The 23,108-nt window shown below is 64.3% G+C and carries 16 protein-coding genes; 5 read left to right on the top strand and 11 right to left on the bottom strand.

The genetic code is table 11. From position 1 onward, the window contains the following. Positions 1-12 precede the first annotated feature (12 nt). Entirely contained in the window at positions 13-1,269 is a 1,257-nt protein-coding gene (locus tag ACSSVG_RS07075; protein ID WP_492418111.1) for an MFS transporter, read from the top strand. A gap of 101 nt (positions 1,270-1,370) precedes the next feature. Here ACSSVG_RS07075 and ACSSVG_RS07080 read toward each other — a convergent pair whose 3' ends face one another. Both ACSSVG_RS07080 and ACSSVG_RS07085 read right to left on the bottom strand, forming a co-directional pair. Then, positions 1,371-4,547, bottom strand: a complete 3,177-nt coding sequence (locus tag ACSSVG_RS07080) for a S8 family serine peptidase (protein ID WP_492418113.1) — start codon at positions 4,545-4,547, stop codon at positions 1,371-1,373. 259 nt (positions 4,548-4,806) lie between these two features. Further along, positions 4,807-7,749, bottom strand: a complete 2,943-nt coding sequence (locus ACSSVG_RS07085) for an exo-alpha-sialidase (protein WP_492418115.1) — start codon at positions 7,747-7,749, stop codon at positions 4,807-4,809. A gap of 182 nt (positions 7,750-7,931) precedes the next feature. Between ACSSVG_RS07085 and ACSSVG_RS07090 the strand changes: the two genes are divergently transcribed. Next, positions 7,932-8,879 (top strand): NAD(P)-dependent oxidoreductase, encoded by a 948-nt coding sequence (locus ACSSVG_RS07090; protein ID WP_492418117.1) that lies wholly within the window; start codon positions 7,932-7,934, stop codon positions 8,877-8,879. A gap of 73 nt (positions 8,880-8,952) precedes the next feature. Here the strand turns inward: ACSSVG_RS07090 and ACSSVG_RS07095 are convergent, their stop codons facing one another. Both ACSSVG_RS07095 and ACSSVG_RS07100 read right to left on the bottom strand, forming a co-directional pair. Then, positions 8,953-9,243 carry a DUF1540 domain-containing protein gene (locus ACSSVG_RS07095; RefSeq protein WP_159705675.1) on the bottom strand — a complete coding sequence of 97 codons (291 nt, stop codon included), beginning with the start codon at positions 9,241-9,243 and terminating at the stop codon, positions 8,953-8,955. A gap of 77 nt (positions 9,244-9,320) precedes the next feature. Further along, entirely contained in the window at positions 9,321-9,590 is a 270-nt protein-coding gene (locus ACSSVG_RS07100; RefSeq protein ID WP_492419291.1) for a hypothetical protein, read from the bottom strand. A gap of 329 nt (positions 9,591-9,919) precedes the next feature. Here ACSSVG_RS07100 and purS point away from each other — a divergent pair, with 329 nt between their 5' ends. From purS to purL, 3 genes are read left to right on the top strand one after another with little or no spacing between them, the layout of a single operon-like run. Further along, positions 9,920-10,171: a phosphoribosylformylglycinamidine synthase subunit PurS gene (gene purS / locus ACSSVG_RS07105; protein ID WP_011773385.1), complete on the top strand. Its 252-nt coding sequence runs from the start codon at positions 9,920-9,922 to the stop codon at positions 10,169-10,171. Position 10,172: 1 nt separating this feature from the next. Then, positions 10,173-10,946 carry a phosphoribosylformylglycinamidine synthase subunit PurQ gene (purQ, locus tag ACSSVG_RS07110; protein ID WP_253466163.1) on the top strand — a complete coding sequence of 258 codons (774 nt, stop codon included), beginning with the start codon at positions 10,173-10,175 and terminating at the stop codon, positions 10,944-10,946. Next, on the top strand, positions 10,943-13,252 hold the full coding sequence (purL, locus tag ACSSVG_RS07115) for a phosphoribosylformylglycinamidine synthase subunit PurL (protein WP_492418121.1): 2,310 nt from the start codon (positions 10,943-10,945) through the stop codon (positions 13,250-13,252). Before purQ ends, purL begins: the two co-directional genes overlap by 4 nt. Positions 13,253-13,336: 84 nt before the next feature. On the opposite strand, the gene ACSSVG_RS07120 is transcribed toward purL, so the two are convergent. The 7 genes from ACSSVG_RS07120 to ACSSVG_RS07150 all read right to left on the bottom strand — a co-directional run bounded on the left by ACSSVG_RS07120 (position 13,337) and on the right by ACSSVG_RS07150 (position 23,060). Then, on the bottom strand, positions 13,337-14,758 hold the full coding sequence (locus tag ACSSVG_RS07120; RefSeq protein ID WP_492418122.1) for a putative bifunctional diguanylate cyclase/phosphodiesterase: 1,422 nt from the start codon (positions 14,756-14,758) through the stop codon (positions 13,337-13,339). Next, positions 14,755-15,258, bottom strand: coding sequence for a hypothetical protein (locus ACSSVG_RS07125; protein WP_231340340.1), 504 nt, complete (start codon positions 15,256-15,258; stop codon positions 14,755-14,757). Before ACSSVG_RS07125 ends, ACSSVG_RS07120 begins: the two co-directional genes overlap by 4 nt. Further along, positions 15,255-16,433, bottom strand: a complete 1,179-nt coding sequence (locus ACSSVG_RS07130) for a GGDEF domain-containing protein (protein WP_492419162.1) — start codon at positions 16,431-16,433, stop codon at positions 15,255-15,257. The genes ACSSVG_RS07125 and ACSSVG_RS07130 overlap by 4 nt, the downstream gene beginning before the upstream one ends. A 124-nt stretch (positions 16,434-16,557) precedes the next feature. Then, the gene (locus ACSSVG_RS07135; protein WP_492418124.1) at positions 16,558-18,516 is read right to left on the bottom strand and encodes a glycosyltransferase; all 1,959 of its coding nucleotides are present in this window, start codon (positions 18,514-18,516) and stop codon (positions 16,558-16,560) included. After that, positions 18,513-20,207 carry an ArnT family glycosyltransferase gene (locus ACSSVG_RS07140; protein WP_253466155.1) on the bottom strand — a complete coding sequence of 565 codons (1,695 nt, stop codon included), beginning with the start codon at positions 20,205-20,207 and terminating at the stop codon, positions 18,513-18,515. The genes ACSSVG_RS07135 and ACSSVG_RS07140 overlap by 4 nt, the downstream gene beginning before the upstream one ends. Beyond that, a complete protein-coding gene (locus ACSSVG_RS07145) occupies positions 20,197-22,221 on the bottom strand; it encodes a hypothetical protein (protein ID WP_492418126.1) in 2,025 nt (674 codons plus the stop codon). The genes ACSSVG_RS07140 and ACSSVG_RS07145 overlap by 11 nt, the downstream gene beginning before the upstream one ends. 197 nt (positions 22,222-22,418) lie before the next feature. Next, on the bottom strand, positions 22,419-23,060 hold the full coding sequence (locus ACSSVG_RS07150) for a GntR family transcriptional regulator (RefSeq protein WP_231340336.1): 642 nt from the start codon (positions 23,058-23,060) through the stop codon (positions 22,419-22,421). Positions 23,061-23,108: the final 48 nt, after the last annotated feature.

Raw genomic sequence — 23,108 nt, forward strand, 5'->3', positions numbered from 1 at the left:
GCCGGTTTCGACATGAACAGTCAACTCCAGCAGAACGCTTCCGCACGATGGGTCATGCTGGGCGTCATCGCCGTGGGCTTCGTTGCGATGACCTTCAACTGGTTCGTCATGCCGTCCACGTTCGCCGGCATTTCAGCGGACTACGACGCGGACCTGCCCCAGCTTGCCCTGCTGATTTCCGGCTTCGTCGTCGGCTACGGAATCATGCACATCCCCGCCGGCTTCATCGCCGCGAAATGCGGCATCCGCGCCGCCCTTGTCGGAGGCCTGCTCCTGGAAGGCCTCTTCACCGCGCTGGCCGGGATCGTTGATGGATACACAATGCTGCTGACCTTGCGCGTACTGGCCGGGCTTGCCGCATCTGTGTATGCAGGAATAGGCATTGCGGCCGTCAGCGTCTGGTTCCGCGGGCGTGAACATGCTGCGGCCTTGGGTGTTGTCTCCGCCGCGTTCAGTGCAGGCGTAGCCGTCGGCCTCTACGCCTGGGGACCGGTCGAACGGTCAATGGGCTGGAGGGGAGCCCTCATCCTGGCAGGGCTCATCGCCGTGGCATGTGCGCTTCTGGTTCTGGTGGTGTACCGGATTCCGCAGGGAGTTCCGGCCCTGCTGGGCACGAGGCTTAGCGGCCGGAACATCGCGGCCATACTCCGCAATCGAAGGCTATGGCGTCACAGCATGGCGTTTTTCGGTGGCTACGGGGCGTACTTCGTCGCTTCCCAACTGATAGGTGTTTATGCGGCAGAAGAACGCGGGTTCTCCGTGGAGGTGGTGGCATTGGCGGGATTGCTGGTCGGCCTCGCGGGCATCCCGGGCAGCATCATTGCCGGCCTCCTCGCTGATCGACTGTTGAGCGCAAAGATCACGTTCCTCCTTTTCCTGGCGATTCAGGGAATCGGGATCCTCTTGTTGCCCGCTGCGGGATCCGATGTGCTGTGGCTGTCCGCAGCGCTCATCGGCTTTGGCTTCAACGGCTGCTTTGCGGTGTGGCAAACCGCTCCCGGAGAAGATCCGGACGTGCCCCCGGAACTCATTGGAACAGCGGTGGGCCTTCTCCTGACCGTGACGGCTGTCAGCGGGTTTATTCTGCCTTGGATCTTCGGTGAGATGGCGGCTTCGGCGGGTTACACCCCAGCGTGGTTGATGATCGGCATCGCAACTCTCGCCTTCGGCTTGTTCGCGCTGGGGCCAGGCAAGCCTAAACGACCTGTGCCACCCAAAGCCGACGATCTGCCGAGTTCCGAACCGACCACCGCTGTTCCTTCCTCGTAACTGATGGGAAGCCGGTAAATGATGGAAAGATACGGCAGTGGCCGGCGGGATATCCCACCGGCCACTGCCGTTCCACCATCAGTTAACTCGTCAAGAAGGCCTTAGCCGGCGTTGTTGCTTTGCGTCGGCTGGTCGGCGCGGATCTTGCCGCGGTCCTTCTTGTCCTTCTTGTCCTTCTTCGGGTCCTCGTCGTCAGGAACCACTACGGTGCCGCCGGCGTTGACCAGGACGGTGACGAAGCTCGGCTCGCTGGTACCTGCGAAGGTCAGGCGGCCGATGTAGGAGCCGGGCTCCAGGTTCTTCCAGTTCAGCGAAATCTGGCCCGTCTTGCCGTTGGCGAGGCGGATCGGATTCGGCGTCACCGTGGCGTTGCCCTGGTTGGCTCCCAGGACTGCGGCATCAACAGTGGCCTTGGTGGCCTGGTTGTTGGGGCTCGCGTAGAGGTTGGCGAAGACGTAGTAGTCGCCGGCCTCCGGATTGGGGACGGACAGGGTTTCGCTGGCAGAAGCCGTAGCCGCCGGCAACTGCTGACCGGAGGGAGTGAGCACCAGCATGTCGAAGTCCGCGGCCTCGTTGGAGGAAATGACCGAGAACTTGGCAAGGGCACTTCCCTGGCCAACCGTCACCTTCTTCACGTAGTTCGAAGCATTGGTCTCACCCGCGAACGGGCCGGGAACAAGCTCGACTGCCGAGGAATCAGCTTTGGACAGGCCATCAACAGTGACGCCCACCGGCAGGTTGGTACCGGAGGTGATGTTGATGGTGGCCGAGCCGTTGCGGCCCGTTCCGGTAAACGCCAGGGCCTTGTCCGCGATGACGGACTGCGGCCTGACAGCGATCGGCGAGGTGACGGTCTTGTTGGCACCCTGCCAGCTCAGCGAACCCATGGCGAACTTGCCCAGGGGTGCGTTGTTGTTTTCGAACTGGACCTTGAACGTCTTCTTCTCACCGGCTGCCCCGAAGTTCAGGACGGACGGAGTGACCTTGACGTTGACGCCCGGGACGTTGACCGAGGCACGGTAGAGGCCCGGGGTCAGCGCCGTCACCGTACGGGTGACCTCGATCTTGCCTGCGAGGTTACCGAGGGCGAAGGAAGGAACGTTCATGTCGCGCGGGGCCGTGGTGCCGAGGCCTTCCATGCCCAGGTCCATGCCTGTGCCTTGGATGAACTTGAGGTAGTCCTCGGTGGTGGCATCGTAGACGAGGCCGGGCGAGAGGACCTTGGCCGGATCAACCTGTCCGGCACCTGTTGCGAAGACGTCCTTGTTGATGGCGCCGTTGGCCAGCTTGACCGGACCGGCGGTGGTCATCATGGCGGACTTCACGGTGGCCGGGGACCACTTCGGGTTCTTGCCCAGGATCAGCGCGCCGAAACCGGCAACGTGCGGGGAGGCCATGGACGTTCCGGACAGGAAGCCGAAGTTGTCTCCACCGGTACCGATCGGAGAAACACCGGCGAGGATGGCGACGCCGGGGGCGGACACGTCAGGCTTCAACAGGTCCGAGTCCGTGGCAAGCAGCGGTCCGCGCGAGGAGAACCCGGCGATCTGCGGCTGCGCCTCGGCAGGCAGGCCCGTGGTGTCCCGGTTCAGCAGGGACACGGTGATGGCCGGGTTGGCCGTGACTTTGTCCTTGATGGCCTGGGTAGCAGGCGGGTTCACGTGGACCGTGGGGATCACATGCTTGTCGGTGTCCAGCGACGAATCCGTCAGGTTCACCAGGATCATGCCCACGCCGCCGCCACGCAGCACCTCGGCGCTCTTGGCGGTACGGTCAACCACGCCGCGGTCGCAGACAACAACCTTGCCGGCTACCTTGGCCGGGTCCAGGGACCCCGGGGCACAGAGTGCCGCGTTGCCTTCACCGCTTGCAGCGTTGGTGGACAGCACGACGCCGGCCCCGTTCACCTCGCGGTTCATGATGCTCGCTCCGCGGAATTTGCTGCCATCGGAGAATTCAACGGTGCCCTGGAGCTCCTGCGAGAAGGAGGTTGCGGCAACGGTGGTCAGCCAGGGTGCTCCGTGGTTTACGGTGCTGGCGGTCGGTCCGGAGTTGCCGGCCGAGGTGGCCACGAAGATACCAGCGGAGGCCGCGGACAGGAACGCCAGCGAAACGGGATCCGTGGTGGACGTGGTGGAACCGGAGATGGAGTAGTTCAGGACGTCCACGCCATCCAGGATGGCCTGCTCGATCGCGTCCACGGAAGCGGAGCCGTAGCAGCCACCCGTGGCGGGGTCGGTGTCTTCCCAGCAGACCTTGTAGACGGACAGTTTTGCTGCGGGTGCGATGCCGCTGGTGGTTCCGAAGCTGCGGCCGTCCACCACTGCGTCCACGTTGGCGTTGCCCGCAGCGGTGGACGCGGTGTGGGTGCCGTGGCTGTCCACGTCGACGGGAGAGATGACCTCTTCCGGAGCACGATTCTCCGGGGGAACGGTCTCAAGGAAGGCGTCCGCGAAGTAGTGGGTGCTGAGGACCTTGGAGTTGCAGGCGCTGCCGTCATAATCCGAGCCGGTGTCGGTGCCGGCCTGGCATTCTCCGACGAAGGTGTCGCCGTCTGCCTTGAGCATGGCGATCTTGCCGTCGGCCGTGCGGTAGGGAACGCCGACCTGCGGGTTGCCTACCAGCGGGCCAACGGGCTCACCTGCGAAGAACGGGTTGGAGGGGGTGTAGCCGGTGTCGATCACGCCAACAACGGTGCCCTTGCCGGCATTGTCCTGTCCGCCGTACTGGGTGGCCCATGTACCGGTGGGACCGCTGAGCTTCAGGAAGTCGGTGGTTGAGTAGTCCGGGGCGTACTGCGTGTCCGGTGCGACCATGAGGACCTTGGGGTCCTTGGCCAGGTTAATGGCCTGGTCTGCCGTCAGGTTGGCGCTGAAACCATTGACGGCGGTGGTGAAGTCACGCTCGATGGTGACGTTTTCCTGCGTTGCAACTTCCTGCTGCTGCGTTTGCAGGTGCTGCTGGTATTCCTTCACCTCGGCACTGTCGGCGTCGAGTTTCGTGCCTTCTTCCGGTTTGGTGGGCGCAAGGCCCGCCGTGCCGCCGTCGTAGGTTGCTGCAGGCTTCTCGGCAAGGACCACCATGTAACGGCCGTCCTTATACGCGCTGGGGTCAAGGTTCTTCTTGGCCACGCCTGCAACATTCCCGGGCGTCTCCGGAGCGGGAGCGGCCTGGGCCGGCATCGCCATCGAAGAGAGAAGCAACGGCAAGCCCACGGCCAGTGCCGCAGCCTTTCGAAGCCGCCCGCTTCTGACGAAGCTCTTTCCTTGTGATTTCACGAGTCGTTGCACCTTTCACTGAGGGAGGCCCGGGCTCCATCGCCAAGGCCTGTCAACTGGAGTTGGTTGGTTTTTTTGACAGTTCCTGTCAAAGAAGCGCAACCAGCCGAGTCACAGAGTACCTAGTGAGAGCCAAATATGACATAGAGCACATTTGGAGAAATTTGTCTTGTCACAGCACCGGCGATTTGTCATGGAACAACCAGTAACGGACCGCAGGAAGTTCCTGCGGTCCGTTGCTGTTGTCGAACGGCAATGATCAGCCCTTGGGCGTCACCTGCAGCCGGTCAAACGAGACCTGGACGCCGTCCTTGTCCAGGACCACCACGTCGTCCCGCCCGTTCTTGACGTCCGGGGGAAGGATGAATTCCACGGTGTTGTCCGTGGTGGGGAAGATCCACCCCAGACGGTAGCTGGCCTTGTTCAGGTACACGTAGTACCAGTCCCCGTATTCCAGGCCTTTCAGCACCACCTTCTGGCCCGTGCGGTACTTGTCCGCGGTTCCCAGGTCGGTGGGCGGCGTGCCCAGGTTCTGGTGGGTCACGGTGGGCTCAGCCTCCGGTTGCAGCGGCTGCACGGCCAGCACCAGCGAATCACCTTCGGCAGCAGTGGCAACTTCACGGGAGCCGTTGCGCGCCTTTGCCTCAAAGGAAACGGCACCGAGCGTTCCGGCAGCGATATCTGCTGCCGTCAGCACATGCTCGCTCGTAGCGGTCACCGTGGACCCGGCGGCGAGCGCAGCCGCCGAGATGCCGGCGTCGGGTGCTTCCAAACCGGTCACGGCGACATTGCCCGCGTTGCCCACCGTGTAGGTGTACGTGACGGGATCACCGGCACTGGCGAACCGGTCGCCGTCGGCGTCTTCCCACGCGGCCGAGACGGTGGCCTCAAGCTTGGGTTCACGAACCTTGAGGTCCACTTCGCCGCCATCCACCGTGATGGTCTTGGTGCTTTGGCCTGCCGAACTGACTTCCCAAGTGGTCTTCGCAGTGAAGAATCCCTGTTCGGCTTCCTCAGCAGTCACGGTGTGCCGTGGGGTGGCGCATTGGTAGCTCTGCCCGGCCGGCAGCACACCGTAGCGGCAGTTGCCCGGCCCTTCCGGAAGGAACGGGCTGAAGTTGCCGGCAGTCGGGACCACCTTCTCAACCAGCGGACTGGTGTTCTTCACTGCGAACGTATACGGAACCACGTCACCTGCAGCGTACGGCTGGGTTGCGAGGTCACGCCCGACGTCGGCACGCGCCCCGCTGATGTCTGCCGTCAGCAGTCCGTCGCGCAGGGCGACCGCAGAGCCGGCGAACGGAACAGTCTTGGTGAGGGACGGCGTCGAACTTGCGGTGATGCTGAAGCTGGCTTCAGGCACGAAGTAGCCCCGCTCAACGTCGGCAGCGGTGATGATGTGCTTGGCGGTGGTGCAGTTGTAGCTGGCACCCGCGGCCAGGTTGTTGAAGCGGCAGTTAGGGGCCGACGGCGGCAGGAAGCCGGAGTCGAAAGTCCCGGAAACCGGCACTGAGTTGGCCGTGACGTTGGCCGTGCTCTTGACGTTGAGCGAGTAGCTGAGGACCTCTCCCACCTGGTACGGGCTGGCGACGACATCGCGTGTCGGAGCCGTTCCCGTGATGGTCAGGCCTACCTGCGGGGCCACCGGCACCGTCGCCGTGAACGTGAATTGCGAAACCCGGCCATCCGCCGTCGTAAATGCGGCGTTCAGGTTCTGCGGTCCGCTGGCGTTCGCGGGCGCCGTCAGTGCGACGTTGACGGTTGCCGAGGCTCCGGGGGCGACGGCGGGCACCGGCACCGTGGTGGCCGACCAGCCAGTGGGCGTGTAGACAGTGGCTGTTGCGCCGGACAACGTGACGGCTTCCTGGTTGGTGACGGTCACGGGCACCTGCTGGGTAGCCCCCGGCGCGGTGGTGACAGCCGGGACCGAGAGCGGGGCGCAGGCGTAGTTCAGCCAGGCGTCATCGAACGCCGCGAACGGCATGTTGTCCGTGTAATTGCCCTCGTAGAGCACGCCGAACTTGCCGTCCCCGAGGCGGCTCACCGTGGAGTAGGCGGAAAAGCCGGACCGGATGGTGCGGACGCCGGGCCAGGTTGCACCGTCGTCGCAAGAGACGCGGGCGGAGACGTTTTCGCGGCCGGTCTTGGAGTTGGCGTTGGTGAAGATGAGCTTCCTGGCATCGGTGGAGCCCTGCGCCGCGTTGGGGAACATGCGGGCAATGGCGCCGTTGTTGGCAGGATCCGGGAGTTCGGTGTCCTGCGTGACGGGACCATAGGTGGCGCCGCCGTCCGTGGAGATGGCCACCTTGCGGTAGCCCTGGTTGGCGTTGTCCCGTGAATTCAGGAGCACGCGGCCGTCGGAGAGTTCCACGGTCTTGTTCTCGTCCATGCGGTCACCGACGTTGGCGCCCTTGTGCCAGGTGGCGCCGTGGTCATCGGAGTAGACGCTGTAGGCCTGGATCTTGTTGGTGCCGTCCGCCTGGCGGATGTCCCCTGCATACTGCTGGATCAGGCGGCCCTTGTACTGGCCGTACTTGAGTTGGATGCCCTCGCCGGAGGACGCGAAGTTGGACCGGACATCGCCTGCTGCGGGGCTGGTCTTGCTGGTTCCGGGCTTGGTCACATTGGTGATGAGCCGCGGCTGGCTCCAGGTGACCCCACCATCGGAGGACTCGATGACTGCCGAGGAAATCACGGTCCGGTCAGCGTCGTTGTTGCCGAACTGGCTGCCACCGAAGCCCTGGTCCTTGGAGTACACGAAGAACGCGAAGACCTTCCCCGCCTCAGAGTCGTAGATGTAGGAGGGGTCGCTGTAGCCGTACTTGGGACCGCTGGCATCGCCCACATGGCCGGCCGCGATGACCGTGACCGGCCCCCAGGTCTGGCCGCCGTCGGTGCTGCGGCGCTGCACGATCGAGTTCGGATTGGGAGCGTCCGCGGCTGAATCCGGACGCCCATCCCAGGCCGCGAGCACCACGTTGTTGCCCAGATACGTCAAGGCGGGGATCCGGTAGAAGAAGTTGGCGCCTGTACGGTCGGCACCGATGTTGGCCTCAGTGAAGGTGCCGGGAGCTGCAGTGGGGTTGCTTGGTGGGATCGGCGCGGCGATGGCCGGGAGGCCGAGGCCTGCCAGGAGGCCCAGGCTCAGTGCGCCGGCGGCTGCGATACGGGCGAGCGATGGTGCAGGGGGTATGGATTTCAAATCCAGTGTCCTTTCGAATCATCACGATGGGCGTTCGTGTTACGTGCTACGTCGAACGTCCTACAACCATAGAGTGTTGGGCGTCACATTGCTAGGGATGAAGCTGGGGGAAGCCCTTCGACGCGGCAAAGCTGTAGCCTCGAAAGCGAAACCGCCAACGTCTTTCGAACCCTGGAGTCGCCGTGAAAATCCTTGTCCCCGACACCATCGACCTTGACCTCGCCCACCTCACCGCGGCAGGGGATAACGCGGTGGTTTACGCAGTAGACAAACTCATTCCCAGCGAGCACCGCGACGCGGAGGTCCTGGTGGTGTGGCGCAACACCACGGAGAACCTGACCGACGCCGCCCGCTCGATGCCCACTCTCAAGCTGGTCCAGACGCTCGCAGCCGGACCGGACCCCGTGCTGGCAGCAGGCTTCGCAGACAGCGTGGCCATCACCTCAGGCCGCTCACTCCATGACGGCCCCGTCGCCGAACACGCCCTGGCGCTCGTACTGGCAGCAACCCGCAGGCTGGACGTTCTGCTGGAATCCCAAAAGGCAGCCACGTGGAACAAGCCCTACAACGAGGCACAGTCCAACCCGGCAACCGAACAGCTCTACACGCTCGACGGCGCCAACGTCACCATTTGGGGCTTCGGCTCCATCGCGGGGCGGCTCGCTCCCCTGCTGGCCGCCCTGGGTGCCAAAGTCACCGGCGTGGCCAACTCCAAGGGTGAGCGCTATGGATTCCCTGTGGTTTCAACAGGCGAGCTACCCGAGGTTCTGGGCACCACCGACGTCCTGATTTCCATTCTGCCCGCCACGGACGAGACCACCGACGCCCTCAACGAAGACATCCTCCGAGCCCTCCCCCAGACCGCCATATTCGTCAACGTGGGCCGCGGTGCCACGGTTGACGAAGACGCCCTCCTTGCGGCACTGCAGGAGGGCCGCCTGCGCGCCGCGGCCCTCGATGTCACCAAGGTTGAGCCGCTGCCCGCCGATTCGAAGCTGTGGGCTGCCCCGAACCTCATCATCACGCCCCACGTGGCAGGCAACCGCCCCAAGGGTTCGGCCCACCTGGTCACGGAGAACATCTCAGCATTGAAGGACGGCAAGCCACTGACCAACCAGGTGGCCGGCTAGGAAGAAGTAGCACGCACGCACAAAGAAGCGGGCCCGTCCTCCAAGGAGGGCAGGCCCGCTTCTTCGTGGAATATCAGGCGTGCTCGTACGTCAGGCAGTCGGCGGCTTCGCGGCCCGGACCAACCTTGACGTCGTGTGCCTCGCACATGAGGTTGTTGTTGTGGACGCACTCCGAGCGCTGGCAGGCTCCTACGTGGGCGAGGACCTTGGGGAGGCCACCCATGGCATTCGTGTCGATGAACGTGGCGCACGATGCGTGATCCGTGGTTCCGCCAATGGTGATTCCGAAGGCCGTGCAGCCATTGTGGTTGAACCCGCAAGTGCCAACGCTGCAGGCGGATACTTCGGCAACGTGTTCGGTCATTGTTCCTCCTGGTGTGGATCCTGAATAGTACTGGGGTTGAACCCCGCGTGTACTCTCCAAACTACGCCGGAACCACGCTATTTAACCCCTTCGAATAGCGCATTTGTCTGTGCCCTAATCCGCGCCATTCCGCCGCAAAACGGCGGTTTGAACGTTAGGTATTGCTTACTTGGCCTGCGCAGGGCGTCGCTGATCCTGGCTCGCGTTTCCGCATCCAGCGGAGCGGTCACCCGGTTCTCGCGGGCAGCCCTGTCCGCCATGATTTTCTGGATGACCATACGGCCCAAACCAGCAAAAACTGCCGCGGCCACAACGCCCAGCACCATCGATTTCGGTTTCTCAGCCATGCCGCAATCCTAGTGACGCCCACCACGCGCGGCCAGTGCCGCCGTCGGCCGTTTTCCAGTACCTGCATCGGGCCGCCATCTGGTCCAATTTGCCCCGCCTCGGCGGGGTGCCCTCGCGCATTCCGGCTGAATAGGGTATGCGCGCCGCGCCCGGTAGAATGGGTGTGCAAGCTCGCGGAGCGCCCCCCATGCCGTTCAAACATTGCAGTTCACCACCGTGTCCAACCCTGTGTTCGAAACGCTGTTTGAATGCGGCTGAACGGCGTGAGACGGCACCTCCGCGGCAGCCTTATTTAAGGTTCACCCAACTCACGCACAGGAGTTACCGGATGCCCCGGATCGTCGTTGACGTCATGCCCAAGCCCGAGATTCTGGACCCCCAGGGGAAGGCCATCGTGGGTGCTCTGCCCCGCCTCGGCTTCAACAGCTTCAGCGCAGTCCGCCAAGGCAAGCGCTTCGAATTGACGGTCGACGGCGAGGTGACCGACGCTATCCTGGCCCAGGCCCGTGAAGCTGCCGAGACCCTCCTGTCCAACCCGGTGATCGAGGATGTTGTCAACGTCGAGGTCGTCGAGGCCTGATATGACGTCGATCCCCCTGATTGGCGAGGCTGTAGCCGTCGCCGCGGAACCCCGCTTGGCAGGCGCCAAGATCGGCGTTGTGACCTTCCCCGGAACCCTTGATGACCGCGACGCCGCCCGTGCAGTGCGGCTTGCAGGCGCCACGGCGGTGCCGCTCTGGCACGCCGACAGCGAACTCGGCGATGTTGACGCAGTCATCATCCCCGGCGGCTTCTCCTACGGCGACTACCTCCGCGCAGGCGCCATTTCCCGGTTCGCTCCGTTGATGTCCAAGATCATCGACGCTGCCAACTCCGACGCCAAGCTCCCGGTTCTGGGTATTTGCAACGGCTTCCAGATCCTGACCGAGTCGCACCTGCTGCCCGGGTCCATGATCAAGAACGACCACCTGAAGTTCATCTGCCGCGACCAGACGCTGCGCGTGGAGAACGCCAACACCGCCTGGACCGTGGACTACACGGACGGCCAGGAAATCATTGTGCCGTTGAAGAACCAGGACGGCCAGTACATCGCCGACGAGAAGACCCTGGATGCCCTCGAGGCTGAGGGCCGCGTGGTGTTCCGCTACGTGGGCTTCAACCCGAACGGCTCCCGCCGCGACATCGCCGGCATCTCCAACGCCGCGGGCAACGTGGTGGGCCTCATGCCGCACCCGGAGCACGCTGTTGAGGCTGGCTTCGGTCCCGAATCGCTTGATGGAACCGGCGGCCTGGACACCGACGGCCTGGGCTTCTTCACCTCCGTACTGACCAAGATTGTGGGAGGCGACAAGTGACCACGGAAACCACCAAGAAGTTCAACATCGACACCGTTGAGCACGCTGCCAAGACCCCGGACACGGAACTCCCGTGGGCCGAACTGGGCCTGAAGCAGAACGAATTCGACGAGATCGTCAAGGTCCTTGGCCGCCGCCCCACCGGCGCCGAGCTGGCCATGTACTCCGTCATGTGGAGCGAACACTGCTCCTACAAGTCCTCCAAGAACCACCTCCGCCAGTTCGGCGAGAAGGTCACCGAGGAAATGAAGAAGGACATGCTGGTGGGCATCGGCGAGAACGCCGGCGTCACCAACCTGGGCGACGGCTGGGCCGTGACCTTCAAGATCGAGTCCCACAACTCGCCGTCGTTCGTTGAGCCGTACCAGGGTGCCGCTACCGGCATCGGCGGCATCGTCCGCGACATCATCTCCATGGGTGCCCGCCCGGTGGCCGTGATGGACCCGTTGCGCTTCGGTGCGATCGACCACCCGGACACGGCCCGCGTCATGCACGGGGCCGTTGCCGGCATCGGCGGCTACGGCAACTGCCTTGGCCTGCCGAACATCGGCGGCGAAATGGTCTTCGACTCCGTCTACCAGGGCAACCCGCTGGTGAACGCACTGGCCGTGGGCGTCATGCGCCACGAGGACATCCGCCTGGCCAACGCCTCCGGCAAGGGCAACAAGGTTGTCCTGTTCGGTGCCCGCACGGGTGGCGACGGCATCGGCGGCGCTTCGGTGCTGGCCTCGGAGTCCTTCGATGACACCAAGCCCTCCAAGCGTCCGGCCGTCCAGGTGGGTGACCCCTTCGCTGAGAAGGTCCTCATCGAGTGCTGCCTGGAGCTCTTCAAGGGCTCCTTGGTTGAAGGCATCCAGGACCTCGGCGCTGCAGGTATTTCCTGTGCCACGTCCGAGCTCGCTTCCAATGGCGACGGCGGCATGCAGGTGGAGCTGACCTCCGTCCTGCTGCGCGACCCCACGCTGACTCCGGGCGAAATCCTCATGTCCGAGTCGCAGGAACGCATGATGGCCGTCGTGACCCCGGAGAACATCGCCGCGTTCGAAGCCGTGATGGACAAGTGGGCCGTGGAGTACTCCTGGCTGGGTGAGGTTACCGACACCGGTCGCCTCATCATCACCTGGGAAGGCGACGTAATCGTCGACGTCGATCCCCGCACCGTAGCGCACGACGGACCGGTCTACGACCGTCCGTTCGCCCGCCCGGAGTGGCAGGACTCGGTGCAGGCCAACACCTTCACCGGTTCCGTCGAGGACGCCGGCCGTCCTTCGGCTCCCTCGGAGCTCGCCGCAGCCGTCACCGAGCTCGTGGCATCGCCGAACATGTGCAGCAAGGCCTGGATCACCAACCAGTACGACCGCTACGTGGGCGGCAACACTGCCATGGCCTTCCCGGACGACTCCGGCGTGGTCCGCGTTGACGAGGAAACCGGCCTGGGCGTTGCCCTGGCCACCGACGCCAACGGCCGCTACACCTACCTCGAGCCGTACCAGGGTGCACAGCTTGCCTTGGCCGAGGCCTACCGCAACGTCGCCACGTCCGGCGCTGTTCCGATGGCCGTCAGCGACTGCCTGAACTTCGGTTCCCCCGAGGACCCGGACGTCATGTGGCAGCTCGCAGAAGCCATCCGTGGCCTCTCCGACGCCTGCATGGAACTCGGCATCCCGGTCACGGGCGGCAACGTGTCCCTGTACAACCAGACCGGCACCACGCCCATCCACCCCTCCCCTGTGGTGGCTGTCCTGGGCAAGCTCGACGACGTCGCCCGCCGCACGCCGTCGGGCTGGCGCGAGGACGGCCAGGCCATCTACCTGCTGGGCACCACCGCAGCAGAGTTGGACGGTTCGGAATGGTCAAACCTCCGCGGACACCTCGGTGGCCTGCCGCCGAAGGTTGACCTCGCAGCAGAGCGCGCATTGGGCGAGATCCTGATCAACGCTTCCCGCGACGGCATGGTTGACGCAGCACACGACCTCTCCGAGGGTGGCCTCGCGGCTGCCTTGGTGGAGTCCTCGCTGCGCTACGGCGTCGGCGCCCGCATCGCCCTTGAGGAACTCATGGAGCGCGACGGCGTGGACCTGTTCACCGCGCTCTTCTCCGAGTCACAGGCACGTGCGATCGTGTCCGTTCCCCGCTCCGAGGAAGTCCGGTTCAAGGACATGTGCACCGCCCGCGGCTTCGCCCACCTCCGGATCGGCGTTGTTGACGCCGCCGGCGGAAAGCTGGAGATCAACGGCGTGGACGAGCTCTCCCTGGATGCTCTCCGCGAAGCACACGAAGGCACCCTGCCGAAGTACTTCGGCTGATCCTCCCCGCCTAAAGCAACGCGGGGTCACTTACAGCCCATAAATCCCTTCGGGATGGGCCTTAAGTGACCCCGCGTTGCTTGTTTAAGCCGGCCAAACAGTCTGCCGCGCCAGCTGCGCCGTGAATTCGCCCTCCGGCAAAGGCCTGCCGAAGTAATAGCCTTGGCCGCTGGCGCAGCCGATGCTCCGCAGTGCCTCTGCCTCGTCGGCGGTCTCGATGCCTTCCCAAACGCCTTCAAGCCCGCACGATCGGATGACCTCCTGGATGGCGGCAAGGAACTTGAGCTGGGAAGGGTCTTTTCCGAGGTCCTTCACGAACTGCCGGTCCACTTTTACCCGGTCCACGGGGAGTTTCCTCAGGTAGCCCATGGACGAGTAGCCGGCACCGAAGTCGTCGATCTCCAGTCCCACGCCAAGCCTGTGCAGGCTTGCCAGGGTGTAACGGTCCAGTTCGTTGTTCTGGATGATGGCGCTCTCGGTCAACTCCAGGACCAGGGATTCCGGGGTCAGGCTTTCCTCCGCCAGGGCCTCGCTGACGTCGTCCACGAATTCCAGGCTTTGAAGGTCCGCGGCTGAAACATTGATGCGCATGGAAAAGTCATGGTGTGCGGTGGCCGGGTTGTCCCGCCAATGCCGGAGTTGACCCACGGCGGTACGCAGGACCCACCTGCCCAGCTCCGCGATGAGCCCCGTCGCTTCCGCAACAGGGATGAACTGGTCCGGCATGATGAGGCCATGTACGGGGTGGTTCCAGCGGACCAAGGCCTCGCAGCCCTCTAACCTTCCACTCGCCAGTTCCACGATCGGTTGATAGAAGAGAACCAGCTGATCCGAGCGGATCGCTTCGCGAAGTTCGCCCACAATCTGCCGCTGGAGCTGACGGGCGTGCAGGGTGGCAGGGTCGAACACCTTGAGCTTGCTACGTCCCTCGCTCTTGGACTCGTCGACCGCAAAATCAGCTTCCTGGAGGAGGTCCTCGAGGGTGTGGTGCGGCTCTGCGATCCGCAGGCCCATGCTGGCACCGCAGCGGACACTGTTGTTCCCGAGATCGATGGCGGGTTCCAGCGCGGCCAGGATCCGGTTGCCGACGGCGGTGGCCCGGGTTTGGGGCGTGGCGGGCAACAGCACGGCGAATTCGTCGCCACCCAGGCGGGTAACGACGTCGTTCTCCCGGACAGCCGACTGTATGCGCATCGCAACGGTGACCAGAACCTGGTCACCCGCGGCATGGCCGGCAGAGTTCTTCAGTGCTTTGAAACTGTCCAGGTTCAGCAGGAGTAGCGCAGGCGGAGCGGCGCCCCGGGCAGCGGAATCGCGGGCCGCGGTGAACGCATCCACCAAGGCCAAACGGTTGCCGAGCCCGGTGAGCGCATCGGTGAGCGCCTCCCGCCGCTGCTCATAACGTGCTTGGTGGAGCTCTTGCATCAGGGCCTGGACGTGCCGTTCCAGTTTTTCGATGCGGGCATCGTCAGTTGAGACCAGCCTTCGAGGCTTGGTGCTGGTCACGATTCTTCCAGGCGCCGCAGCGTGGTGTCGGCGACAGCCTGCGGTTTGTCCACGGGATTGCGGCGTTCGTCCAGGAAGAGCCGGTAGGAGGCAATGTCCAGCCTGCCGTCAGGCTCCACCCGCTTGCCGGCGCGGTACACGTGGGTGATCCAGGATCCGCCGAGGATGGCCTCGATCCAGGCGTCGCATTCGGCCAGCGGAAGGTGGACGCGGGTGCCGGTATTCCTGCGGTGTCCCGCGATGGATACTGTGATGCAGCTTCCCAGGAGGCCCTTGTCGGCCGTGAACCAGGCGAGGCCTTCGACGTCGGCCACTATGGTCAGGTTGGCATTGCCATCCTCCACCGACTGAACAGGCCCCATCCTGACCGAGCGGCGGTCCGCATTCAGCGAGGTGGGTGTTCCCGCCATGTAGGGAGCACTGGTGATGTTTTGCCGGAAGGCGGATAGCTCCTGGGTGTGCTGGACCTGGATCCTGGTGGTGAGTTCGTTGAAGGTCATGATCGGGCCTCATCCGCGATAATTGCCGCCTCGAGGCGGTCAGCTCCTACAATCCGGTTTCTTCCTTGTGCTTTGGCGCTGTAGAGGGCTGCGTCCGCTACTTCGATCATGAATGTCAGATCGGCGCCGGCAGGGATGCTGGAGGTGACTCCGTAGCTGATGGTGGGGAAGGAGACGCCTTCAGGCGCCGGTGTGGCTGCCATGCGGCGGCTGATTTCCGCTGCGATGCTTTCGGCACGATCCTGGGTGGCCCCGGGCAGGAACAGAATGAACTCTTCGCCGCCGTAGCGTCCGATGAGGTCCGTGGACCTGACCGAAGCGCCGCAGGCTTCGGCGAAGGCCCGCAGGGCCACATCCCCGGCACCATGGCCGTATTCGTCGTTGACAGCTTTGAAGTGGTCCAGGTCGGCCAGGACTACAGCCGCGCCGGATCCCGTGGAGTGCAGTCGGTTCAGTTCAGTACCGGCCAAGTCCAGGAAGGTGCCGCGGTTGAGGAGGCCGGTGAGGTGATCCCGGGCTGCGCGTTCCTTGAGGCCCCTGATGAGCTGATCGCTGGTGAGCGCTGTCATGCTGAAAGACACGGTGACCAGAAGAACCATGGATATCAGCGCGGAGGGTCCGGGGCCAAAGTAGGTGGTGAAGGCGTGGCTCGCCGGTCCCTCCAATGCATAAACCATCCAACGGCCCATGTAATAGATGGCCAACAGGCCCGCGGCGATGGACAGCGCTTTGTGGACTTGGGAGTGCGAGGACTTGATGAACCACAGATCGTAGGCGGCCAACGAAATGCCCACGGTCATCATGGCCAGGTACACGAACCCTCCGGACCACACATTGGTTGCGGGGCTCTCCAGGATGGAAGCGATAGCTGTTACGGCTGGTCCAACGGCCAACTGCCACGGCGGCGCTTTCTGGTCCCGCAGGGTCTTCGCCCCCGCCCAAACGCTGAATGCACCCGCCACCACCAGAACGTTGCCCAAGGGGTTGGCCCACTGTTGGTGAGGGGTGCCGTTCAGAAGGAAAGCAGCATTGCCCACCATGAACTCCAGCAAGGCCAGGCTCCACCAGCCTGCATACGGCGAGCGCGTGCGGTGGAATGAGGTACAGAACAGCACCAGGAGAGTCACTGTAACCACGCCCAGGGCAACTCTTACCGAAAACGCATCGAGCACCATGTCCAACCCCCTCAGCTGGTCATCCATCGGCTTTGAGTTCAGTGTCTCGGGGCTTACTCAATCCCGATGCGGCATTTGCTCAAGATTTGCTCAAGATCAGCTGTACTCCACCAAGGTGCGCTCCCTAGGCAGTCCAGTGGCCGTCGTCGTGATACTCCGCTTCCAGCCCGTGCGGCGTCTTTTCCCACTTGTGCGGGCTGGTGAGCATCTGCCATGCCGCCCGCCACGCAGCCACCGAGTGCAGCACCCAATAGAACGGGTTGAGCAGGGCGAAGATCGCGATCCGCCATCCGTGGCGGCGGAGCGTGGCAACCCCGGAGACAACAATCATCATGGCGTTTCCGAACAGCATGGAGACCACGCCTCCCACCAGGAGCCATTCGGGCAGGACCAGGCCGACGATGTCGTACCCGATGTACGTCACTACGGTGAACCCCACAACCAGCGGGTAGGCCAGGAAAGCCAGGGGTGTTCCCAGGATCAGGCCGAGGAATCCGACGGCGCCGGCAATCCCGGTGCTCTTGATGTAGCGCAGGGTGTTCCTCGTATTGACTGCCGAGGTCACCATGTAGCCCTTGATCCAGCGCGTGCGTTGCTTGATCCACGCCGGCACCTGCGAGCAAGCTTCCTCCCACGTGGTGGAATTGATGACGCCCACGCGGTATCCGTCCACTGCAGCCCGGAGGCCCAGGTCGGCGTCTTCCGTGACGTTCCACGGATCCCACGCGCCGACTTCCTTCAGCAGGGCGGTGACAAAGTGGTTGGACGTGCCGCCCAGCGGCAGCGGGATTCCGGAGTTGTCCAGGCCAGGGAGCATCGAGTCGAACCAGTGGGTGTACTCGATGGTGAACATCCGGGTGAGGACGTTTTGGTCTGCATTGAAATAGTTGAGCGCGGCTTGGACGCAGATGAGTGGCTTGCGCTTGGGGTTGAGGTGTTTCCGCTCGAATTCGTCCTGCTTGAACGCGGCTATGGATGCGCGGAGCTGGCCGGGCTCCGGGCGGTCCTCGGCGTCGTAAATGACCACATACTCGCCGCGGGCGAACGTGAGCCCGTAATTGCAGGCCCGGGGTTTGGTCTGCGGATCGCCCTTGGGCACGATGAGGATGCGGACATACTCCGGCGGCCGTGAGGCTTTCGCTGCGGCGATGGTCTCGGCGTCGTCCTCTTCCAGGAGGACCAGGACATCCAACTTGGACCGCGGATAGTCCAACTGGCCCAGGTTGGTCAGCAGCTTATCGATGATGTTGGCTTCCCGGAACACGGGCACCAGGATGGTGTAGACGGGCAACTCCCCGTCGGGAACCCGTTCCTCCGCCAAGGGAGGCAACCCGCGGCTGGCCCTCTCCTTATCCCTGGCCTTGGCCACCGCGGCGTCATGCAAACGGTCGAAAGGGCTGCGAAGGCTGGCAAGTGTCTTGAAGCCGATGCTCACCAGGAACACGATGTTCGCAGCGGCCAACAACACGATGATCGCAGTCAGCGGCGAGAGCACGAAAGCGGCCACCATTCCCAGGACCAGGACCACCGGAAGGTAGCGCTGCCATTGTGTCAGGGCGGTGCGGGCGGACTCTCCCGGCCGTTCTTCGGCAAGGCGCTCGGCGGACTCGTAGAGGAGGTGGCGGCGGAAGGACCGCTGGATGGACTGGTTGATGTCCCAGTCAGTGGTGGTCCGGAAGACGACGTCCTTGGCCCCGAACGTCAGGGCCGCCTCGTGCGCAATGGCCGCCGACGGAGCCACCGCCGTGGCAACTGTCAGGAGGTCTCCCTCCATCCGCCATGGCAGCCAACGTGGTTCACCCAGTCCGCTGTAGCCGAGCATCTCCATGAGCCGGTCGTCGGCCGGTTCGGCAACCAGGTCCACCAGTGGCGCCTCCCAATGCTGAGCCAGGACTTCATAAATCCGACGCCGGTCCAGGCCGGCTTCCAGGATGAGGTGCCGGCCCAGCAATCCACCTTCGCTCACTGCCCGGTCAAGTGCCCGCTGCAACTGTTCCGGTGTTACCAATCCGGCGGCGAGCAGTGCCTGTCCGATCGATTGCCGGTTGAGCGTGGCGTCCGCAAGGTGCGAAGAGGAAGTCATCGGTCGGAGGACCTTTCATAGATCCGGTGGGTGGGGGTGGAAAAGGCAACGGAATAGCGGACGTTGAAGGACGGGTTCTTGCCGATCGCCTGGTACACCAGGTCCGTGGGCCCGGAGTCCCGCGCACCTGCACCTGCTTCAACGTTGACGAAGACCCACTGTGCGTACTTCGCGGGGTCCTCCAGCGCCGGCCCGAAATAATCCCCGGAAGCTCGGTTGTAGATCTCCTTGAGCGGAATACCCATCACTGGAAGCACCGCATTGCCCCGGGCACTCTCGTCCATCAGGATTCCGCCGGACTCGTAATGCTCGTTGAGCCAGCGCGCCGCGGCCGTGGAATTCGTGGTGGATTCAGCGGACATCCGCCCTTCCGCCAGCACGGCAAGCCGCCCAGTTGGGTCCTCGCTCCACCAAACGTTCTGCACCACGAGTCCTGCCAGCAAGGCGCCGGTCAGCCAAAGCCTGAGCCGTGCGGGCCGGGTGATTTCCTCGACGAACACGGCCACCAGGATGGCCACCAGCGGCAAGGCCGTCAGCGCAAAGCGGTTGTTCCACCACGTGGATGGCAGCGAGTGATCGTTGTTGATGGCGGTCTGGCCCAGGAACAGGCTCAGCAGCGCAAAAGCATAAGCGCTGCCGGTCACCGCCACCAGCAAAGTGCTGTTGGCGAAGCCGCGCCTGAAGACCAGTACGACGGCGCCGCACGCCGCCAAGGCGAGGACAACGACGCCGACCGTCTCCAGCAGCGACCAGTGGAAAGTAGTCAGCGTCAGCCCCAGGTTGCCCTTGGTTGGCAACAGTCCGCCGTCGGTAATGTTCTTTTGCTGCGCGTAAGCGGAGTATTGCCCAAACATGAACTCCAGCGGGTTGCCGTAGATGGCCCAGTTATAGGAGATCCACCAAAGCACTGCCGCGGCCGGGATCATCACGTAGCCGCCGGCCATAACGAAGGCTTCCCGCCACCCGCCGGTGCGGCGTTTGGCCACGATCAGTACAAAGAGCGTTCCGGTCATCACCAAGGCCCACCCCTCGTAACGGGAAAGCACTGCGGCGGCCGATGGGATCCCGGCGAAGACTGCCAGCTCGCCGGCACTCATCCGGCGCCGGCTGGTTGCCCAATGCGCCAGGCCGGCCATGCCTCCCACGATGCACATGATGAGCACGGGCTCGGTCAACGCCGTGGTGTAGACGTAGAGGACCGCCGGGTTGGCCAGGACCACCAGGGTAGCGGCCAGCCGCCCCGCCCTTCCCAACCCGAGGCGGGCGGCGATCAAGTACAAACCGGTGGCGGTGGCGGACAACGCCAGGATACCCAGGATTCCTGCAGCCCAGCCCGTGCTGAACAACCACATGTTCAGCACGAACGGTGCCAGCAGCAGGTGTGGCATGGGCAGCCAAACGGTGCCCAATTGTTCAAAGCCGGGCGCCTTGCTGTCGAAGATACGCCGGGCGATGGTCAGGTGGCTTTGGGCGTCGGAGTAGTCCAGGTTGGTGCCGTGGCCGATCGTGTAAAGGCATGCGATGTAGCCCACCAGCAGCGAAACCACCGCGACGATCCTGGTGCCCGGGACCTTGCGGCCAACCACCGGGGCACCGAGCCGGACCCAGCCCTTCCGGGCCAGCAATACCAGGGCCCGCAGCGCCGGCTGCCGGTGGGCAGCCCGGCGCCGGGTGGCGACGCTAGTTGCCATGTGCCGGTTCGGCCTGCACTGCCTGTTCGGCCCGTTCCGTTGCCGCCTGTTCAGCGTCCACGTATGTCTGTGCTTCCTTGGCACGACGCCTCATGAGCACGGTCCGGAGTGCGAAGGCCAGTCCGAGCACCAGGACAGCTCCGCCGATCCACCAGGCATAGGGACGGTAGTCGTCGGTAACAGCCTTCTGCGGAACCAGTACGTTGCTTTCCAGCAGGACCGGGGTTCCCGAGGGTTGGGTCACCAGGAGATTGCGGGACAGGGAAGCCCACCCGCCTTCAACGCCACCCACATGGGAGACCAGGGATGCCTGCAACGTGGACGCCGCAGCTTCGTCGCCCTCCGGCGCCCACGCACCGAGCAGCAGCAGGTCGCGGCCGCCCTGCTCGAACGCTTCCAGCACGCCGAACGGCGCCGTAGTGCCCACGCCATATTCGACGTCGGACGGCGAGATGGTGCGGAACTCCGCCAACCGCAGGGGCGCCGAGAGCTTGTTGGCCACCTCGGCGGTGGCGCCCACTACCAGCCCGGGCTCGCTGGAGCCTGCCAGGGTATCCAGGCCCACCACGCGGGTGTCCAGCAAGGTGGCACTGTCCCGCTGCAGGGACGCTGTCAGGGACGCTGCGTTGACGGTGTTTGCCTGGGCGTTGCCGTCTCCGAAGGCCACGGCAACGCTCTGGCCCAATGCCTGGGGAAAGCGTGCGAAGCCTGCCTTCGTGGAAGCGCCCCGGACGGCGGTGAGGGTGCTACCCGCGGTATCGAGGGTGACTTCCATGGGCATGACACCCGCGGGCCCGGTGCAGTCACCGCCGGCCGGGAGCGCAGCGAGGCGGATCCGCAGGCCGTTCTTCGCCTGGAGCTGCCCCGCTGGAACCTCGGCGTCCACCGTGAAGGTGTCACCGCCGTCGAGGTTTTTCGAGCCGAGCAGGTAGTCGTTCCAGAAGACCGAAAGCTGCGCCTGGGCGTTGTCCGGGACGGCTGTGTGCGTGCCTTTGAGCTGGACCTTCACTGAGGAAACCGGGCCGCCGAACTGCGACTGGCTGACGCCGACGTAGGATTCCGGCGTGCCGTAGCCGGAGAGCTTGAGCGTGGCGCTGCCGAGGTCCTTGAGGCTCTGGACCAGGCCGGGGGCGGCAGGTAGCGCGGAGGTAAGGCCGGTGACGGAGGAGGTCACCGCGAGCGCCGTCTTGTCGCTGGCGAACGCCCGGGCTGCGGTGCGGAGTTGTTCATCGTGGCCGCTGAGGATGAGTTGGGGAAGGCCGGCCGCAGCGGTCAGCTGTGTGTTGGTGTCCCCGGAGCCGGCGACGACGCTGATGATCCGGCTCCCTGCCGGCAGGCCGGCTGTGCGGGCCGCGAGTTCAGCGTCCGGAACCACGCTGATGCTGGCCTCAGGGTAGCGGTGGGCCATGGCGGCCGACGCGGTCATGATGGCCGCGGAAACATCTGCTCCGGGATCGGCCGGGACGGGAAGTACGACGGCGGGCACGGACGCCGGGAAGAACTCGCCAACGGTGGTGGGATCCTCGGCGGTTCCGCTGAATTCAACCGACAGATTGCCGAGCGTTGCCGTGGAGTTGGACAGGACGCACATGGTCTGCGTTGCCGGAATGTATTGCAGTCCAACGGAGAGTTGCTGGCCAACAACGTCGGCGCTGCTGACTGCTTCGTCGAGGGGAACAGTGGCTGCTGCGTTGCTTTCGAGGATGATCCGGCCATTGACCGTGGCCCGGACCATCCCCTCAGGCTTCCCCGACACCGCGATTGTCCCCTTCACCCGGGTGGGTTCCAAGCCGGCCGTCACGGGCACCACCACCATCTGCTCGGATTGGCCTGCGAGGGCCGAAACGCTGGATGAGGTCTGCAGGGCCGCTCCCTGCGCTGGTGCAGGTTCAGCGCTTGCTCCAGGGGCGGTAACGGCGGCCAGCGCCAGGGTTGCGGCAGAGGCGAGCAGGATCCTGACCGGGTGGGGTCGGGTTTGGAGGCGCGGGCGTGGTCCGGCAGGGGTTTGGGTCACGATGTCAGTCCTGAGTAACTAGCAGCGAATGTGTCCGTCAGCCGATCAAGGCCAACCTCATAGACACTGCCGAACCGAACTCAAGGCGCATTGCTGAGTTGGCTCAAGATTCGATCAAGACCATGTCGCCCCTACCGCCGTTGACCTGCGGTGATAATGAACCATGGGGATCGGCAACGGGAGCTGCACAGCGAGGACTAGTACCCGATGACTGCCAAGCGGGTGGAATCGAGGTGCTCGTCGATGGCTTTGTGCGCTGCGTCCAGGCTTCGGCTGCGGAGCGCGTCGACGATCAGTTGGTGTTCCCGCAGGACGTCCCCGGCTCGATCCGTGCCCTGGGTAACGGCTTTGACGCCGATCCTGAGTTGTTTTTGCCGGAGCGACGCGTAGAAGTCGGCGAGTACGGGGTTGCCGCCGGCACGGACCATGAGCGTGTGGAATTCCGTGTCCAGCTCGATGAACCTGGCGGGATCGTCCCGGGCCTCCTGCTGCTGGTCAATCACGCGCTGGAAGGCATCGATCTGGGCCTCAAGCATGGTTTCCACTGCCGAGACGGCCCACTTCTCCACCACGGACCGTGCCTGCAGGATGGCGCGTACGTCGGGGTCGGAGATGGGTGGCACGTAGGCGCCTTTGTGCGGGATCCTCTTGACGAATCCTTCGGCTTCAAGGCGCAGCAATGCCTCACGCACGGGGGTTCGTGAGGTACCGGTGGTCTTGGCCAGGACTCCCTCGTTGAGGAATGTTTCTTCCTCACGGGGCAGGGCTGCGATGTAGCTTTTCATCCACTGGTAGGCCACTTCTGGCTGCGACTGTGCAGCGGGGGTCATCTGGATCATGCAGAGCCTTTCTCGCGTAGCCCAGTATACGAGTTGCATTCAGGACTG

It is taken from the genome of Paenarthrobacter sp. E2MeOHC11, assembly GCF_058744955.1.